The sequence below is a fragment of the Enhygromyxa salina genome (assembly GCF_000737335.2).
Classification (GTDB): domain Bacteria; phylum Myxococcota_A; class Polyangia; order Nannocystales; family Nannocystaceae; genus Plesiocystis; species Plesiocystis salina_C.
The window spans coordinates 1-18,500 of record NZ_JMCC02000073.1 but is presented as its reverse complement, the minus strand read 5'-3'; the positions used below and the strand labels follow the sequence as shown (position 1 = coordinate 18,500).

Sequence of the window (18,500 nt, the reverse complement as noted above, 5' to 3'; positions counted from 1 at the left end):
TGTCCGCCCGCCCCCGAAGCTTCGGATCCCGCAGCACCGCACACCCGAAGTCCACTCCATCTCCGCGCGCTGCCCGTCCCATCGACCCACGAAATGCGTTCGGAGCCCCCTTCTAAGTCCGAACAAACGCCCCCAAGGAGCGAAGGCGCCTGTGGGGGTCATAATCGACCACGTAAATGGAGAGGCACCCACCCAGCTCCAGGTGCCCAGACGAGAGCCCCCTTCGAGGGGGCCACACATGCGGATGCGAACAAACGGCCCGTTGGGAGCGAGCGAAGCGAGTGACCGCGTGGTGCGAAACCGCCTGTGGGGGTCACAGAAGGCCCGCGAAGTGCGAAGGCGCCTGTGGGGGTAATAAATAATAGCTACCCATCAACGAGCGGCGACATCTCGCAATCCATGAGTTGCTGGACCAACGCCGCGTGTCGGTCGGGCACCCGCTCCTCAACGATGTCCTCAATCCCGTCCATGAAGCGCGCGTGATCCCAAAGCGGATCGTGCTGCATCAAGTACTCCAGGCTGGGCTCGGTCATCCCCTCGAAGGGCTTGGCCGCCAGCCGGGGCCGGGTGCGTAGATCGGCCACGCGCGAGGCGATCGCCGCGGGATTGTAGAGCTGCTCGACAAAGGACTCCATCGCGGCGCAGAACCCCGCGCGGAACGGGGGCTCCCGCAGTCGGTTGACCAGGAGCGGTGACATGCCGTCCTCCCAGCTCTTGGCCATGATGTGGCACGGACCCGTCAAGTTGTCGCCCTCGTCATCATTTTCGTCGCAGGTGTCCTTGAACGCCCGATCCACGTCCCACGGAAACACCACGAAGCGCCGAGACGCCCCCAGCGGTCCATAGTTGTACATCACGAAATTGCTGCTGCTGGACGCCCAGCCGTCCATCTCGGGGATGGCCAAGATCGAGGCCATCGCGCGGTGCCACTCGTCGAGGTGGATGTGGTCCTCGATGCACGCCTCGAACTCCTGCTGGGGCGCGCTCGCGCACTGCGAGAAGGGGATCAGGTCGGTCAGGATGTCGGTCTCCACAGTGCCGGCCTCGAGCTGGTAGGTCTCGGCGTATGGCTGGACATCCGGGCCCAGGTCCCTCATGACGTCCTCTTCGTCGCCCCAGCAATCCCCAAATTCGTACATGCTGCCGTCGGGATCGTCGGGGAAGCGATTCTGTACATAGCTGCCGTCGTCGCGCTCTTCGACATGCGCGAACACGCCAACATAGTCCCCGTTGACATACACACTAGCGAAGTTACACCGCGCCGTCGGGACATCGAAGTCGCGCATGATCTCGTAGACCAGGCACTGTCGCATCAGCGTGTCGTCGCGCTCGGAGGACAAGAAATTCAGACGTCGCTGCCCGTGGAACCGCCGCCCCGGCACATACTCCACGAACGACATCTTGAACCCGAAGCGCTCGTCCGGCTGGCTCAGGATCTGCTCGGGGAGGTCGTGCCCGCGAATCCGAAACCCGACCTGCTCGTAGGCCTCGGTCTCGCCGGTCCACGGGTTCTCGAACTCGATGTCCGCCTCGATGAACGGCCGCTCCGCGCACTTGGCTTTGGAGTCGAGCTGGGCCAAGAGATAGTCCCAGGCTTGTGACCAGTCGGCGCCATGCATGGTGATCCGATAGACCGGCAGATAGTCGTGCGAGAATAATTTTTCTGGCGCGGCGGGATCTGGCGGCGTCTCGGGTGGAAGGTCTGGCTCGATCGCGCCGCCATCGTCAGTGGTGTCGTCGGTCCCGTCGTCCGCTTCGGCGGTCGTGTCGGTGCTCGCGTCCGAGCCCGATTCCGGGTCGCTGAGCCCACTCGAGCCCGTGTCTGTGCCCTCGGCGACAGGATCTCCAGATCCTGTCGCTGACCCGGAGCACCCGGCCAGCGCAATCGAGAGGGCAATATGGAGACTACCTGTCCGCACCGAATTCGTCATGTCTAACCTCGAATGCTGCGATGTGACACCGCTCGAACTCTATAGCGCTAGTTTCATCTGCGTGTCATTGGTGTGTCATGTCTATAATCGCGGGCCACGGCGCCTCGCCCACGCACAAACTGCGGGGCGCCGCGTCAGCCAATCACCGATTTGTATCAGTTGGATTCGCAGGGCCCGCGATAGGCAAACTGCCGATCCGGGCACGACCCAGAGCTCTGCATCAATGTATTGTTGCAACTACAATAGGTCGCCAGATCCCTGGTGCACGGCGCTACGCCGCACACACCTAGGTCCGCCTTGGTGCAACCCTCGAGACCTTCGCCCACGCACTGACCAGAGCGACACTGGCGGCCGTCGCTGCACGGCTCGCCGTCTTCTTTGTTGGGCGCACACGCGCCGCGGTAGGCATAGCGAGCGCCTGGGCACGAGCCAGAGCCAGAGAAGGTCTTGCCATCGCAGCCGCAGTACTCTGCGAGATCTCGGGTGCACGCCCGCTCGGCGCTGACGCAACGTCCCTGCCCGGGTTCGCAGCCTGCCCCCTCACACACCTGCCCGTCACTACAGTCGGCGTTGGTATCGCACAGCGGACCACTGGGCAGCGCCAGCTCGGACGGTCGCGTGGGCTCGGCGGTGGCGCCGGCGTCCCCAGCGGCTGGGTCTGCGTCAGCCGACGACGCCGCCCCGTTGTGCTCCTTGGCCGGAGGCGGTTGCGTGGGAGTTGTGGTCGAGCACGCGCAGACGAGGAGCGCGAGGGACGGGATGAAGTGACGCAGCACGGCGGGCAGTCTACGAAAACGTTTGCAAGCGGGCGAGAAGCCCTCGCCCGAGCTGAAGACAGCTTGGCGCGCGGGCGCAACCGTTCACTTTGCATGCTCCCCCACTCGAATTGCTGTGAAGCGCTCGCTTTCGATCGCCGATGGGGCGTTGTGCCACGTTTGCCGGAGGCCTCGAATTGATCCGAACACGCTGCGTGACACGCTTCTCAATTGATCGTGGGTTCAGTACAATGATCGCGTAGGTCACGGCATGTCCAAGTCTCGCTGCAGCCCCCGCCCCTCACGATCCACGCGCGTCGTTAGTTGGGCGTGCGCTGCCGCGGCGTCGCTGGCGACTGTGCTCACTGCACCAGAGGCGGGCGCGACCAAGCCCGAGTCGGCCGCCGAAACCATGCCCCAGCCCGCGCTGGGTACGACCGTGTTCGGGATCCAGCGGCTCAGCTGGACCATGCCGCCGCCGCTTCAACTCCAGCCCGAGCGTGCCCGCTTGATGTTGGTCCTGCCGGTCGAGTGGATGCCAGCCACGGACTACGGCTTTCTGGCCGGCTTCGAGCCCTACAAGCGCTGGGAATTCCAACGCGATCAACGCCAGACCCAAGCGACGATCGGCACGAGCTTGCGCCTGCGCGTGACCGACCCCGAGCACTCGATCGACTTCCGGCTGCGGTTGATGCCGCGCGCGGCGATCGCCGTCTTGCACTTCGATCCGACGGCTGGGGTGTTTTAGACCCTCCTTAGACCCCCACAGCCGGTTTCGCACTTCGCGGTCACTCGCTTCGCTCGCTCCCAATGGGTAGGCTGTTCGCAGGGGTATGTGTGGCCCCCTAGAAGGGGGCTCTTGTCTGCTAGAAGGGGCTCTTGTCTGCTAGAAGGGGCTCTTGTCTGCTAGAAGGGGGCTCTTGTCTGGAGGGGCTCTTGTCTGGGCACCAACGGCCACCGGGCGGCGCTCCATGCGACTTGCCCGCGTCGTGCTGCCGGCGTCGTGTTGCAATCATACTTGTCACCAATGATTGCAAGCTTACTCAGAACACCATGGGCGGGCATTGCCAGCGAAGAGCCCCCTTCTAGGGCTCCTAGGGGGCCACACATGCCCCTGCGAACAAACGCCCGATGGGAGCGAGCGAAGCGAGGGACCCGAAGTGCGAAGGCGCCTGTGGGGGTCATCCAGACCCCGTTTGTAGATTGGCACGCACCGTGAACTGTCGGCGGCCATGCTCTCGCAGATCTCGCTGGTGGTCCTCTCCTGGTTCTCCTCCTTCGACCCCGCCGCTGGGGAGCTGATTGATCTGATCCAGCGCGTTGCGGTCACCGACGTGTTCGAGGCGCCCGCGATCCAGGGTCTGAGCGCCGTCCAGATCGAGCTGCTCCCCGACCGCGACAGCGCGGACGCGCTGGCCGCCGACCTGCAGCGGCGCCTTGGCGATGAGCTCTCGGTCTTCGTCGAGGCCGTTGGCGGCGAGGGCGAGCTGCCCCCCAGCTTTCGGATTGGCGTGGGCCCCTTCGACGAGTTCGAGCAGGCCGAGCGCGCCCAGCTGACGCTCGCGCAGCTTGGCTTCGATGGCTTCGTCCGCCAGCTCGCCGTCGTTGTTGGCTGCTGAGATCTCGCCGCAAATTAATCGGGTGGGGTCAGCCCACAGGACACCGCGACCTCATCGCGGTAGCGCAGCCAGGCAGTCAGGGTCTGCTGCATCGCCGCGACCGCTTCGGCCCGGGCGCCCTCGGGGCTGTGATCCAATACGCAGCGCCACGCGGCCGCCCGATGATCGCCCTCGACGGCGCGGTGGGCTTTGGTCAGCGCCAGCGCCTCGAGCGGCAGACCGTAGTGGACGACCAAGGGGTGCTGCTCGAGCGGCGGCGCAGGGCGCCGGGGGGTGTCCGGGTCGAGCTCGCCGCGATCGTGGCGGGTCCCCTCGATGAAGATCGTCACCACGCAGGCGGCCGTGACCCAGCCACGCGCGATCGTGAGGTCGTCGAGCGTCGCGCGATAGGCCGCCGCGGCCGGCAGCAGCTCGACCGCCTCGAACCGGCTCAGGTCCATGCCCAGGCCGCGCGGATACTCGAGGAACAGCTCGGGGTGCGGGCGCCCAGCCGCGATCCCACCCGTCTCTTCTTCGTAGAGGTTCTCGGCGAGCTCGCGGCGCACGGCGGGGACCGGGCACTGTACGTAGGCCCGCCCAACCAAGACCGGGAAGTCGCGCACATAGGTGGCGTACTCCTGCTCGAGGTGCAAATGCAGGCGATCCGCCGCGACCTCACCCGAATTGAAGCTTGGCCACGCCCAGTGCTGCTTGCGCTCCATGATCTGCAACAGCGCCTCGCAAAATCCGTCGCGGGTCATGTCGTGATCATGCCTCCACCGGCCTCACTCGACCAATGGCAAGTCCAGGTAAAAGCGCGTGCCAACCCCAAGCGTCGTCTCGACCGAGAGCTCGCCGCCGTGGTCGAGCGCGATCCCGTGCGATACGGACAGGCCCAACCCCGTGCCCTGGTCGCGGGTCTTGGTCGTGAAGAAGGGGTCGAAGATCCGCGCGAGCACGTCGGCCTCGATGCCCGAGCCCGTGTCTTCGACGACGACGCGGACCCGAGCTTCGTTGGCCTCGGTGTCCAGCCGCTCGACGCGAACGAAGATCCGCTTGCGCGCGTCGTAGCCCGTGTAGCGCTCGTTGAGGGCGTCACGCGCGTTGGTGACCAGGTTCATGATGATCTGCTGGATCGCCTGGATCTGGCAGTAAACCCGGGGGGTGCCCGCGCCAAGCTCGAGCACCAGCGTGATGTGATCCTTGCGCAAGATGCTGCGGATCAGCGACAGCGTGGCCTCGATGACGCCGCTGACCTCTACCAGCTCTCGCTGTTCATCTCGCTCCTGCCGCGAGAACGCGAGCAGGTTGCGAACGATGGTTGCGACCCGATCGCTCTCGTGGGTGATCTCGCTGGCAAATTCCTCGACCACCTCGGGCTTGTGCGACGACTGCCCGATGAGCTCCGCGTAGTTCATGATCCCCTGGATCGGGTTGTTGATCTCGTGGGCGACCCCGCTTGCGAGGGTGCCGATCGAGTCGAGCCGCTGCTGCTGGCGCAGCTGCGCTTCGAGCAGCTGCTTGTCCGCGTCGGCTTGCTTGCGGGCGCTGACATCGGTCGCCACGACCACGGCGTTGCGCCGAACCGGGCGTGGCTCGGGCTCGGGCGCGACAAAGCTGGGCGCGAGCTCGATCGGCGCGAGCCGGGCCTCGTACCAGCTGGTCGCGCCCTCGGGGGTGGTGAACTCCAGCTCGAGCTGTTGCGCGTGACCATGGTCGAGCACGCGCGCGACCGCTTCACGCCAGCTGAGCGTCGACGCCTTGGTCAGCGAGCCGGCGCGGGTCGAGCCGCCGGCCGCCACGCTCGCGAACGGACCGCCACGATTGAGCAGCGCGATCTCACCGCGCTCGTCGAGCAGCGCGATCACGTCGGGGGCGCTGTCGACGAGCGAACGCCAGCGCGCCTCGCTGCGACCGAGCGCAGCGTGAAGCCGGGCGTTGTCGAGGATCCTCGCGGCCGCGTCCATGATCAGCCGCAGCGTCTCGATGATCGCCGGCGTGAAGCCGTGGCTGGTGAGCCGGTTCTCGAGCACGAGCACGCCCACGCGCCGCTCGCGTTTGAGGATCGGCAGCGCCAAGATCGAGCGCGACGCGTGCGCCTGCAAGTATGGATCGGCGGCGAACCGGGGATCTTCGCGGGCATCGTCCAACACCAGCCATTGATGGGTGCGCGCGACAAAGTTGATCAGCGTGGCCGGAGCGCGCTCGCTGGCGTCGCGCAGCGCCGGGGCGTCCGCGAACATGGTGGCCGCCGTCGCGCTCGAGGCGTGAGCGACCAACGCCAGCTCGCCGTCACGCTCGAGCAAGAGCATGCCGTGATCGGCTCCCGCGCTGGTCATCGCGGCGTCCAGCGCCCGGCACGACACCTGCTCGAGACCGAGATCCTCCGAGAGCTCCCCGACGCTCTGCAGCACACCGTCGAGGTCGAGCGTCCCGGGGCCCGAGCGCGTCCCGGGTCGGGTGCCGGGGCCGTGCTCGGATCGCATGTCAGAGCTGCGCTCGAGCTGCTCGCTGCTGGACTCGGCGCGCGCCAGCTCGACGAACAGGGTCGGCTTGGCGGCGCGCAGCAGCTCGAGCTTGGCGGCCGCGCCCCACAGCGCGTAGGCATCCCAGGTCCGCCGCCACGCCCCTTCGGCGAGCAGGGTCAGGCCACGCTGGTCGAGCAGCTCGGCCGTGCACTCGGCCGACAGCGCCTCGACCCAGCGGCAGCCCTGATATCGCGCGCCAGTCCATGCACGCTCGAGGTGCTTGGCGGCTTGGTCAAAGTGCCCGCTCGCGGCCGCTCGCATGCCCAGCGCGAGCTCGGCGTAGTGCCCGTAGCTGTCGCGGCCGGTCTTGGCCCAGCGTCGCAGCAGTCGCAAGCCCTTGCGCGCAGCCGCCAGCGCCGGGCCTGGGGGCTGCTCACCCGACACCCGCAGGCGATCGACCGCCACGACCATGACCAGCGCGGCCTGGGGGATCAGCGAGGCGTTCAAGGCGAGCCGCTCGACCGTGCCGACCACCCCCAGCGCCGCAGCCATCGCCGCCCGCGAATCCCCGAACAACAACAACACGATCGCCCGATTGACGGCGCTGATGCACACGGTCGTGGCCGTGCCGCCCCGCGCGAGGACCATCTCAGCGTCGATGTCACGCGCGTCGACCAGGCCGCCGCGCGTGCTCGACCCACCACAGCCCCCGTCCGAGCCAGCCGCCTGACCCAGCAGCGTGACGTACCAGCAATGCAGCAGCCACACCAAGGTGGCGGCTTGCCTGGTGCCCCAGCGATCCAGATCCGCGCGCAGCTCCGCGCAGCGTCGCTCGACCACGCTCGAGTGCGTGCCGATCTCCATCGGAAAATGGCACGCGCGCATGGCAAGGAAATTCGCGGCTCCGAACTCGCCCAGCTCGAGCGCCCGGGGGTAGCTGTCGTCGACGATCGCCGAGACCTCGGCGAAGCTGCGACCGCGATGCAGCACGAGCGTCAGCCCCGGCGCGATCACGGCGAGCCGCGTGCGCGCGGGGTTGGGCGTGCGCTCGCACAGCGCCAGCGCGGTCTCGATCATCTCGACGCCGTCTGCGGGCCGGTTGAGGGCGCCGCTGACCCCCAGCGCGAGATCGGCCAGGGCGCCGCAGGCCGAAGGATGGAAGCCGTGGCGACAGATCAAGTCCAGGTGCATCGCGGCCACGCGAATCGCCACCACGGGGTTGACGATGAACGCCGAGTACTTGACCTCAGCGACGATCTCGATCAGCGCCGCCGTGCGCTCGTCGGTGCATGCAGGCAACGCCATCAGGCCCTCACGGCCCAGCCTACGCACCCGCCTCGCCGTTCGCAGCATGCCAAGCAGCGCCCGCGCGCGCATGCCCGCGTTGCCGAGCAGCCCCGGATCCAGGCCCATCCGCGCCATCGCAGCGAACGCGAGATCGACCGCTTCTCGGGCGCAGCCGTTCTCGCGCAGGATCCGACAGCGACGGGCGACGACCTTGCCAAAGTGGTGATCTTCCAGGCGCCAGCGCAGCAACGCGTCGAACGCCTCGTTGGCGTGGTCGCGCGACTGTGCCAAGGCCAGCGACTGCGCGCGGGCGAAGTGCAGCTCGAACGAGAGCGCGTAGTGTTCGCTGCTGGGTCCCCGCTCGGCCACGCCCGGTGTCCACTGTGCGACCAGCGTGATGCCATGATCGAGGTATCGCAGCGCGAACTCGTAGGCGCCCGAGTCCAAGGCTCGCGCCCCGGCTCGCAGCTCGAGCTGCGCGAGCTCGAGGCGTTGCTCCTCGTCGAGCTGCGCAGGGATCCCCGCGTTGAGGTGATCGACGATGTCGAACAACTGCGCGTCAACGCTCGCGCGGGTCTCGAGCAGGTGTCGGCCCAAGGTCCAATGCACGACCCGCTGCTGCTCGGGCGCGAGCTGGGCCAGGGCCGCGCGCCGCAACCCCTCGTGCGCGAACCCAAACTCGGGGCCCACGCTCGACAACACCCCGTGATCGAGGAGCGCGAAGCAACTCGCGGCCAGCTCGGCGCGCGGCGCTTCGCTGACCGTGGCCAGCTGTGCGATCCCAAACCGAGCGCCAATGCAGGCGGCGCGGCCAAGCAGCTCACGAGCCTGGACGCCGAGCGCCGAGAACTTCGCGTGCATCATCTGCACCGCGTCGTCGGGGATCTGCGCGAGCTCGACCGCAGCCTGATCCCAGCGCCAGCCCTGCGGGCTCGGACGCAGCGCGCCGCGCTCGAGCAGCTCGGCAAGCAGCTGCTCGACAAACAAGGGCACGCCCCCAGTCTTGCGCGCGAACACCCGAGCGAGCGGCTCGACCTCGGTCACGGGCCGGCCCAAGGTGTCGGCGAGGAGCGCCTGGATCGACGCAGGCGTGAGCGGCTCGAGCTTGGTGTGGCGCACCCTTCGAGCCCGCTGCGTTGGCGCGGCGACCTCTGTGATCAGCTTGGCGAGGAGCCCCTCCGGATCGAGGCGCTCGTCACAGAGCGTGGCGACGAGCATCAGTCCGCCGCCAGCGCGAGCGCTCAGCAGCGACTCGAACAGGCCCAAGCTGGGGGCGTCGGCGCGGTCTAGATCCTCGAGCACCAACACCAGCGGGCGCTCGCCGTCGGACAAGCTCGCAATCAAGCGCTCCAACGCGAGGCGCATCCGGTTGCGAGCCTCGATCGGCTCGAGCACCAGCGGCGGCGCGAGCTCGAGCTCGAGCACCAAGGCCAGCCGGGGTATCAGCTCGACAGCGACGCTGGCCAAGCTGCCCAGGCCCTCGCGCAGCCGCGACCGCCAACGGACCAGGCCAGCGTCGCTCTCGGTCAGCAGCTGCTCGCACAGCCTGGTCAGCGCGTCGATGAAGCCGGCGTAGGGCAGCTCGCGCAGCTCGGCGAAGCTGCCCCGCGCGAGCAAGCCGCTGTCCTCGGCGACCGCCAGCTCGAGCGCACGCAGCAGCGCCGACTTCCCGATCCCAACCGGCCCGGTCACCAAGCTCGCGCGCGTGGTCCGGGACTCGACCGCGGCTCGATAGTCGCGAAGCAACGCCGCCTGCTCGACCTCGCGCCCGTACAGCTGATGCGGCAGCGCCAGCCGATCCGAGACATCGGCCGAGCCAAGCACGAACGCATGCTCGGCGTCGGCGTCACGCCCCTCGAGCTCTTCGCCAAGATCCCGAAGCGTGCGCAGGTCGGCGGCGAGCCCGGCCGCGGTCTGGTAGCGGTGCTCGGGCGCCTTCTCGAGCAGCTTCATCACCAGGCGCGAGAGCGGCTCGGGCAGCGAGCTCCGCAGCCGGCTTGGCGGCGCGGGCGTGCGCGCGAGATGAGCGTGGATCAGCTCGAGCGGCGCCTGATCTTCAAACGGCCGCTGCCCCGTCAACAGCTCGTAAAAGGTCACGCCCAAGCTGTACAGATCACTGCGCAGATCGACCGCCCGGTTGGTCCGCCCGGTCTGCTCGGGCGAGACATAGGGCAGCGTGCCGGCGAGCACGTCAACGTCGTAGACGTGCCGCCGCTCGCTCTCGAGCAGCACCGAGATCCCAAAGTCGATCAGGTGCACGCCGCCGGCCTCGTCGACGATGATGTTCGTCGGCTTGATGTCGCGGTGGATCACCCGACACGCGTGGGTCTGCGCCAAGATGTCTGCGAGCGCGAGCGCGATCGGCCAGAACCGCGAGAGCGCCAGCGCCTGCCCGTTCGCGTACTCGCGCAGGTTGACGCCGGGTACATGGTCGAGCACCAACACCAATTGATCGCCAGCCCGGCGCAGCTCGCGAGCAACGACGACCCCCGGGATGTCCAGACGCTCGATCAGCTCGAACTCGTGCAGCACCCGATCTTCGACCGACGCATGCTCGATGTCGTAGACCTTCGCGACCACGCGACGCCCATCTCGTTCCGACACAGCCTCGAACACGCGCGCGTGGCCTGAGCCGCGCAGCAGGCGGATCACGCGGTACTCTGGCAGTGGAAGGTTCATGCGTCTCGCCCAACTAGCTGGAGAAATGGCCGGAGAAATGGCTGGGGAGCTAGCTGGCCGATATCACGGAACGCTTGGTGCGGATCGCGGCTCGCTAGCCGGCAGCTTCACCTGTCGAGGTGGCGAGCGGAATAGGCCCCGAAGCGCGCGCGAACTTCAGCCTCGCTCAGGCCGCAGTCCTCGAGCCGGTACACGTGCCGGCTCTTTGTTCGCCGCCCCGCTTGCAGGTGTGCTCGCAGCGCCTGCTCCCCATCTTCGGGCCACGGGATCGAACCGTGCGCGTAGATCTGCCGGGCCGTGGCGACCGGGTCGGTGACCAAGTCGTCGTAGTGGATGTCGAGCACCCGATCATCGAGGCCCTCGTCGCGCGCGGCCTGACAGCGATCGCTCATCCTGATGAACAGCTCCAGGTTGCGACGCGCCGTCCGGTGCGCGTCGTGGTGCTCGGTGACCAGCCCGAAGATGCTGTCGAACAGGCTCGAGACGCTGGCCACGACGGTCACGGGATCACGGTGGGCGTACACGATCACGACGTCTGGGATCTCACTGACGATCTGCGCGAGGTGACCAGTATGAGCCGGAGCTTTGAGCACGAAACGACCCGGCTCCGCGGCCTGCAGCGCGCGCAAGTAGGCGTGGTACTCGTGGTAGCTGGGTCCGAGGTCCTGCTCGTCGTACCAGTCGAGGTAGCTGTAGACGGGCGCGATCATCCACCACGCGATGCTGCAGAAGCTGGGGTTGAGCAAGAAGACGCACTCCTCGGGCTCGTCTGGATCGACGCGATGTTTGGCGTCGAGCTCGGGGGCGAGCTTGCGGATCATCGCGACTTGCTTGGCGGCCTGCCGGTAGCGATCGTCCTTGCCCCGAGTTGGCGGGAGCGGCTGGTTGATCTCCCAGGTCCGACCCGGGCGCGCGCCGGGCATGGCCGAGAGCAGGCGATGCAAAAAAGTCGTGCCAGCGCGCGGCAGCCCCAGCACCAAGATCGGCGGCGTCAGGGGTCGGGCGTAGACCTGCGGCCGCTCGCGCTGGTCGGCGACCAGCCGCAGGCGCATGCACAGATTGCGGATGATCATGCGATAGATCGCTTGGCGTCCCATCGGCGACAGCTTGGCGTCGCGCTCGAGCGAGCGGGTCAGCGCAGCCAGGCCAGCCTCGAAGTACGCGTCGCCGAAGTCGGTCTTGCCCTCGAGCTTGGCCGCGGTCTCGAGCAACCGCGCGTTGTCGAACGACGGCGCAGGGAGCAGCGACGTCACACGGTTCACGAACCACAATTTTTTGTTGGACATGTGCGGGGGTGGGGCGGAGTCCAACGGTACGGGCTTTTCGCGCGCGCTGGCGACCGCCCTCGCCTGAACCTGACCGGCTGCGCTATCAACGGGTGTGGCCAGGATCCGCTCCCGCTCGCAGTCCGCCGGCTCCGCGCTCGACCTGGTCGAGGCGCTGCAGCGCCGCTTCAAGCTTGGCCTCGAGCAGCTGTGCGTGCAGCTTGGTGCGGCGCCGTCGTTCGAGACGCTCGAGTGGCTGCGCGACGACGGCCGTCACGGCGGCGGGCACCGCTACGTCGCTGGCCAGACCCAGGTGTTCAACCGAGCGGCGATCAACGTGTCGCAGGTCCACTACGACGACGATCCCAGCCGCAAGCTCGGCTCGGCCTCGGCGCTCTCGACGATCATCCACCCCCAGGATCCGCGGGCCCCCTCGGTCCACATCCACATCAGCTGGACCGAGCGCAAGCCTCGGCTTCCACCACCAAAGCCCGGGCCTCAGCCCGACACAGATCAACTTGGGTACTGGCGGTTGATGGCCGATCTCAACCCGGCGATCCCCCATCCTGCAGCGACCGCCAGCTTCGCCGCGGCCCTGCGCGAGGTCGCGCCGGAGCTGTATGCCCAGGCCAGCGCCGAGGGGGATCGCTACTTTTTCATCCCGGCGCTCGGGCGCTGCCGCGGCGCGACGCACTACTACCTCGAGGGTCACGCGAGCGGTGATCTAGACGCCGACCTGCGCCTGGCCCAGCGCTTTGGAGAGGCGGCGATCGACCGCTACCTCGCGCTGCTCGGCGAGGCGATCGAGCCCAGCCAACCGCCGAGCGAGGAGCAGCGCGCGCAGCAGCTCGCCTATCACTCGCTGTATCTGTTCCAGGTCCTCACGCTCGACCGCGGAACCACCTCGGGCCTGCTGGTCCACGATCAAAACGACGTCGGCATCATGGGCTCGCTGCCGTCGTTCGTGGATCGCGAGCTGCTCGCGTCCTGGCTGCCGCGCCTACCCGACGTGCAAAAGCCGCTGCTGCGCGGGATCCTGGACGCGCTGCCCCAGCGCTCGCCAAGCCTCGTCAGCGACGAGACCCGCGCCGCGCTGGCCAAGCGCTTGCGGGCGCACTATCGAGCACACCCCGAGGCGCTCGCGCTGCAGGCTAGCGGTAGTATCGTGACAAACGAAATTCATAGGGCGTGACATACCGATGGATCTGCACCGCATTGTCCTAAAGGCCAATGTGCTCACAATCGCCACACTTCTAAAATTAATTCCTTGATCCTGATGGGCTGGTCTGGGAGAAGGCCTACGCCTTCGGTTGGAGCTACGCTCATCGAGGCGGACAACGCCATGAATATCCGACACGACCAACTGTTCCTTCGCACAATTTTCGGCGCGGGTCTGACCACCATGACCCTGGCCATGACGCTGGGCCTTGGCTGCGTCGCCGATCTCGACGATTCTGGAGACGACCAGTTTCGCGTCATCAATGGCGCCCCGGCTTACAGCAACGTCGACAAGTACGCCGCGACCGTCGGCATCCACCAGCGCTCTGGCAACCAAGTCTCGATCAGCCCATTTTGCACGGGCACCCTGATCAGCCCCGAGGTCGTGCTCACGGCCGCGCACTGCTGCGACGAGGCCATGGGTGGGTCCAACTTCAACCCGATGGAGCCGGAAGAGGCGTCCGTGTATTTTGGCGACGGCCCGGCGTTCGTCGGCAACGCCGTCAACGGTGATTTCTACTGGGTGTCCGAGGTGCTCGTCCACCCCAGCTACAACCGCTACTCGCTCGCCAACGACATCTGCCTGCTGCGTCTGTCCACGCCCAATCACGACTCGCCCACGGTCCCGCACCTGCCCGCCTCGATCGGTCTGAGCAACAACGACGCTGGCGTCATGCTCGACCACGTGGGCTTTGGCTACGCTGACATCCAGAAGAGCGAGTATGGCGTCAAGCTGCAGTCCGAGGTGCCGATCGCGGGGTTGGGCTGCGCGGTGCAAGGTTGCTCGAGCGGTGGGTACACCACCCAGTTCTCGTATGAGCAAGACGGCAGCCCCTACTATGGCCCCTGCAACGGCGACAGCGGCGGTCCGGCGTTCATCTCGCGCAACGGCACCCAATACGTCGCTGGCATCACCTCATACGGCGATGCCCAGTGCCTGCTCTATGGCGTGAGCACCAACGTCTCGGCGTTCCAGGGCTTCATCGACGACTTCATCGGCGAGGCCGCGCCTGATTGCTCGGCGGACAGCCAGTGCAATGTCGAGTGTGGTCCCGGCGAGGATCCCGATTGTGGTGGCGGCGGCGGCGGGGCGACCTGCGACAACGGCGTGTGCGAAGCCGGCGAGAGCTGCGACGGCCGCAACGGCACCACCAGCTGCAGCGCCGACTGCCCCGGCAAGACCAGCGGCAAGCCGAAGAAGCGCTACTGCTACGTGGGCAACACCTGCGAAGGTCCGGGCTGTCCCTGAGCTCGCGCTCGGCTGAGACAGCTCTGGGCGGGCAACGCTAAAACAAGTTGCCTGCGGGAGGGTGCGGGCTCTGGGCGGGCAGGCAACGCTAAAACCAGTTGCCTGCCCGGCTACTTGGCCAGGGTGTTCGCGTTGACCTTGGCCTGCCAGTCGGCGGTCAGCGGGTCGTTGGGAAACTGGGTCTTCAGCTCCTCGTAGATGATCGTTGAATCGCCGTACATGCCCTCGTTGGCATAGTGCCCGGCGAGCCGAAGCATCAGGTCGCGGGCGTGCTGCTCGTCATCGCCGGGGCCGTTGCCGACCTTCTGAAGAAACGCCCACGCCGTGCCCGGCTTGCCAACGTGCACGTAAGCGCGGACCAGGTCGCGCCGCGCCTCGCGACGCAGATGCTTGCCTTGCGGATCCGAGCTCGCACCAGCTGCGAGGGTCGCGTCAATGGTTGCAACGAAGGATTGGAGACTCGCCACATAGTCGGGCGCGGCGCTCCCGATTGGATTGAGGTGGCACCATCCAAGCTTGTACAGCGCATAGGCACGCACCGAGCTGCCGCTGAATTGCGCCACCTTCTCGTAGAACTGGACGGCCGCCGCGAGGTCGCCCTCGTTGAAGTAGTGCTCAGCGAAGCTCAGGTACGCGTGCGGGAGGAAGGCGCTGCGGGGAAAATCCTGGATCAGACGCATGTAGGCGGCCCGCATGCGCTGACCCTCGCCAAGCTCACCTAGCTCGAACGCGTAGAGGTACAGGGCCTCATCCAGGCGCGAGTAGGACGCGAACGCCGGGTTGTCGACCAAGTCCTCGTAGATGTTGGCCGCGGTCTCACTGGCGATGCGAGCCTCGCCAAAGAGGTTGGCCTGTTGGGTCTCGAGCGCGCGAGCCTGGCCCTGCTTGCCGTTGGCCGTGGCCGCGTCGATCTTGTCGTAGAGCGCGAACGCCTGGCCCTGGAGGTCGTGCTTGCGAGCGAGGTATTGGTCAGCGAGTCGGAACAAGAAATCCGGGTAATCCGGATCGCTCTGTTCGGTGTGTTTGATCAGACGCTCGAGTCGCTTGACCTGGTCGTCATCAGCTTGGGCGTGGCGGACAGCCGGAACGAGGAGCAACGCGGCCAGGCTGACAGCAGCCAAGCGGGCGCAGGGGCGACGTGATGCGTGCATGCGAACCTTCGACGGACGTGGCCGGCGGATGTCGGCGGCGAGCGGCTACTGACGCAGGCGGTGGTGAAAAGGTCCCGGTCACCGGCTCGCAAATTGCGGGAGGCGGACAGGCTGACTGGGTCGGGCCGCCGACTCGCGTGGTGACGATCGGTGACGCTTGGTTCGCGACGCCACAGTGCGGTTCGCGGAGCTTGGGCCGCGACCCCGTAGGTAGCGAAAACGACCACCCAACCCGGCCTAGGAGCCAGTCTAGAGGGGGGACCCCAGACCCAACCGCGACGCCGGGTCGGACACCCGTCGGTGGCACTGGCGTCCCTGACGGTTCGCCCACCCGACCACCATATTGGATCCCAGATGAACCCCGCCGCGCAATCGCAGACCCGCCCCGCCGCCCGTCGCCCGCTCCGTCGTCATGGCTCGCGCAGCCACTACTGCCCGCAGTCCTCGGTCGACCGGGTCCCCAGCGACATGGCCAACGAGATGCTCACCCGGATCATCGAGGGTCTCAGTCGCGCGTTTCCGCTCAGCGCCCGCGAGCGCGAGTTGCTCTATCACTTCTTGTTTGGCCACGACGCCGCCGCGACCGGCGAGCGGCTGGGGATCCGCGACACCTCCGTGCACAAGCACCTGCACCGGGTGTACGCCAAGAGCGGCACGAACAGCCGCCGCGGGTTGCTCGAGGTTGGTCTTCGGCTCGCGGATCGGCACGGGATCGTGGGCTCACCCCGCTGGACCTCGCCGTCGCGGGCCTGATCCTCCCCAAACCTGCGTGCTATACAGCGCCCAAGTGGCAGCCCGGATTCGGAGCGCAGAACGCTCGCCCGTCGAGACGCTTCGTTCGTGGCTGCACGACGAGAACGATCCGGGCTGGGCGATCACGCAGGTCGTGGTCACCATCCTGATCTTGAGCTCGGTTGCGATCCTGGGCGCCGAGATCTGGTGGGACGACGACTCGCTGCTGCTGGCCCGACTCGAGATCTTCGACAAAGTCGTGCTGTGGCTGTTGGTCGTGGAGCTGTCGGCGCGCGTGCTGACCTACCAACCGCCAGAGACCGTGTTCTACGCAGGCAGCCCGACCCAGCGGATCTACTGGGAGGTCGTGGGGCGCCTGCGCTTTCTCACCGGCCCGCTCAACTTGATCGATCTGCTGTCGGTCCTGGCGGTCGTGCCAGCCTTGAGGAGCCTGCGCGCGCTTCGGCTGCTGCGGCTGCTGCGAAGCACCCGCGTGTTTCAATACTCCAGCCCGTTCTCTGGGCTCGCGCGGGCGCTGACCGACAACCGGCTGCCCTTCATCTTCGCGCTCAGCTTTCTCGGGGTCGTCGTCGTGACCTTCGGGACCACGATCTACATGATCGAGCGCCATGCCAACGACGGCATCACCACATTGGCCGACGGGCTGTGGTGGTCGATCGTCACCCTCACGACCGTGGGCTTTGGCGACATCGCTCCGGTCACCTCGGTCGGACGGATGGTCGCGGCCGTGCTGATGGTGCTGGGCATGTTCACGCTGGCGCTGTTCGCCGGCATTGTTGGCAACACCATGCTCAACGTCGTCATGACGATGCGGCAGGAGGAGTTTCGAATGAGCGGATATGTCGATCACGTGGTCGTCTGCGGCTACGACCCTGCGGCCAAGAGCCTGCTCGCGGATCTCACGGCGGAGCTCGGGTCCACGTACGCAGATCGCATGGTCGTGTTCGCAAAGGGCGAGCGCCCGGCCGACCTGCCATCCGACTTCTCGTGGGTGTCGGGCGAGGCCGCCCGCGAGAGTGAGCTGGCCAAGGTCCGCATGGACAAGGCTGCGATCGCGGTGATCGTGGCTGAGCACGGGGTCTCAGCCCAGACCGCGGACGCGACGACGGTGCTCACCGCGTTCACGATCCGCAGGTATGTCGCGCGACATTGTGCCGATCGCGCCCGGCCGCTGTACTTGTTGGCCGAGATCCTCGACAGCGAGAACGCCGGGCACGCTCAGACCGCCGGCTGCGACGAGGTGATCGAGACCAAGCGGGTCGGCTACGCGCTACTGGCCCACGCCACCTCGATGCCCGGCACCGCCGAGGTGCTCTCGCGGGTGGCGGAGCGCGGTGCACAGAGCTTGTATGTCTCGCGCAAGGGAATCGCCGAGGCGGGGACATTTCTCCAGGTGCTCGAGGACCTGAAGCTGAGCCATGGGGTACTCGTGGTGGGCTACCGGGACTTGAAGACCGGCGCGCACCACGTGAACCCCGACGCCACGCAGATGATCCCCGCGGGGTCGAAGGTGCTGTACTTCTCGTCGAGGGCAGAGCCTGAACTCTAGCGAGGTTTCGCCTCAGACCGTCGAGCTTGTGGACCTCTGCATGGACATCGCCTCGGTGGGCGGCTTAGCGGGTGCGGGGGTCGATGTGCTGATCGGACAGCGCGCACGACCCGTGAGGGTCTCTCCGGGCACGGAGGGCTCAAGACGCTAATTTGCGTTGTCATGGATCGCTGTCGGCGAGGTCGGGCTGTGGCTTCGGTGATGCACTCGCAACGCCCTCTTATTGTGCCCGGAGAGACCCTCACGGGTCTTCTGTGCGCTTCTCGTTGTTCGAGACGGCGGCTACGTGCTCGGGATCGAGGGGCGTCTTGGGGTCCAACAATGCTGACTGCGTTGGTTGCACTCGATGCTTGCGGTGGTCGATCGAACGCTTTCGAGTGATCGAGCGGTGCACCGATCGCGCGCGTCCGAGCGCCGATGGGATTTCCGAGTGCTGCGGCCCGTGCTGCGGTCCGTGCCCCCCGAGCACGACGTCGACCCAGGCGCTGTCGCACGCGAGCATCCGAGTGGCGTCGCGTCGCGTCGCGTGGTGTCGCGTCGCGTCGTGGGGCGTCGCGTCGCGTCGCGTCGCGTCGCGTCGCGTGGCGGGGCACAATA

12 protein-coding genes are annotated in these 18,500 nt (G+C 67.0%); 6 read left to right on the top strand and 6 right to left on the bottom strand.

What is annotated here, in order from left to right:
- Positions 1-365: 365 nt before the first annotated feature.
- The gene (locus DB30_RS25570; RefSeq protein ID WP_052553588.1) at positions 366-1,931 is read right to left on the bottom strand and encodes a CotH kinase family protein; all 1,566 of its coding nucleotides are present in this window, start codon (positions 1,929-1,931) and stop codon (positions 366-368) included.
- Between the two features lie 155 nt (positions 1,932-2,086).
- Entirely contained in the window at positions 2,087-2,707 is a 621-nt protein-coding gene (locus tag DB30_RS25565; RefSeq protein ID WP_052553586.1) for a hypothetical protein, read from the bottom strand.
- Between the two features lie 337 nt (positions 2,708-3,044).
- Here DB30_RS25565 and DB30_RS25560 point away from each other — a divergent pair, with 337 nt between their 5' ends.
- Together DB30_RS25560 and DB30_RS25555 are read left to right on the top strand one after the other, a co-directional pair.
- On the top strand, positions 3,045-3,434 hold the full coding sequence (locus tag DB30_RS25560; RefSeq protein WP_052553584.1) for a hypothetical protein: 390 nt from the start codon (positions 3,045-3,047) through the stop codon (positions 3,432-3,434).
- A gap of 484 nt (positions 3,435-3,918) precedes the next feature.
- Positions 3,919-4,305, top strand: coding sequence for an SPOR domain-containing protein (locus DB30_RS25555; protein ID WP_052553582.1), 387 nt, complete (start codon positions 3,919-3,921; stop codon positions 4,303-4,305).
- A 14-nt stretch (positions 4,306-4,319) separates the two neighbouring features.
- On the opposite strand, the gene DB30_RS25550 is transcribed toward DB30_RS25555, so the two are convergent.
- The 3 genes from DB30_RS25550 to DB30_RS25540 form a co-directional block, all read right to left on the bottom strand.
- Positions 4,320-5,045 carry an iron-containing redox enzyme family protein gene (locus DB30_RS25550; protein WP_052553580.1) on the bottom strand — a complete coding sequence of 242 codons (726 nt, stop codon included), beginning with the start codon at positions 5,043-5,045 and terminating at the stop codon, positions 4,320-4,322.
- Between the two features lie 24 nt (positions 5,046-5,069).
- Positions 5,070-10,718 (bottom strand): protein kinase domain-containing protein, encoded by a 5,649-nt coding sequence (locus DB30_RS25545; protein WP_052553578.1) that lies wholly within the window; start codon positions 10,716-10,718, stop codon positions 5,070-5,072.
- Between the two features lie 107 nt (positions 10,719-10,825).
- A complete protein-coding gene (locus DB30_RS25540; protein WP_205633062.1) occupies positions 10,826-11,980 on the bottom strand; it encodes a sulfotransferase family protein in 1,155 nt (384 codons plus the stop codon).
- A 118-nt stretch (positions 11,981-12,098) separates the two neighbouring features.
- Here DB30_RS25540 and DB30_RS25535 point away from each other — a divergent pair, with 118 nt between their 5' ends.
- Together DB30_RS25535 and DB30_RS25530 are read left to right on the top strand one after the other, a co-directional pair.
- Positions 12,099-13,175 (top strand): coproporphyrinogen III oxidase, encoded by a 1,077-nt coding sequence (locus tag DB30_RS25535; RefSeq protein ID WP_052553573.1) that lies wholly within the window; start codon positions 12,099-12,101, stop codon positions 13,173-13,175.
- A 150-nt stretch (positions 13,176-13,325) separates the two neighbouring features.
- Complete coding sequence (locus tag DB30_RS25530) at positions 13,326-14,450, top strand: S1 family peptidase (RefSeq protein ID WP_052553571.1); 1,125 nt, start codon at positions 13,326-13,328, stop codon at positions 14,448-14,450.
- Positions 14,451-14,560: 110 nt separating this feature from the next.
- Here the strand turns inward: DB30_RS25530 and DB30_RS25525 are convergent, their stop codons facing one another.
- Positions 14,561-15,601 carry a tetratricopeptide repeat protein gene (locus DB30_RS25525; protein ID WP_146660577.1) on the bottom strand — a complete coding sequence of 347 codons (1,041 nt, stop codon included), beginning with the start codon at positions 15,599-15,601 and terminating at the stop codon, positions 14,561-14,563.
- Between the two features lie 354 nt (positions 15,602-15,955).
- Between DB30_RS25525 and DB30_RS25520 the strand changes: the two genes are divergently transcribed.
- Together DB30_RS25520 and DB30_RS25515 are read left to right on the top strand one after the other, a co-directional pair.
- Positions 15,956-16,354 carry a helix-turn-helix transcriptional regulator gene (locus tag DB30_RS25520; protein WP_052553567.1) on the top strand — a complete coding sequence of 133 codons (399 nt, stop codon included), beginning with the start codon at positions 15,956-15,958 and terminating at the stop codon, positions 16,352-16,354.
- A gap of 34 nt (positions 16,355-16,388) precedes the next feature.
- Positions 16,389-17,903, top strand: a complete 1,515-nt coding sequence (locus DB30_RS25515) for a potassium channel family protein (protein WP_165703943.1) — start codon at positions 16,389-16,391, stop codon at positions 17,901-17,903.
- Positions 17,904-18,500: the final 597 nt, after the last annotated feature.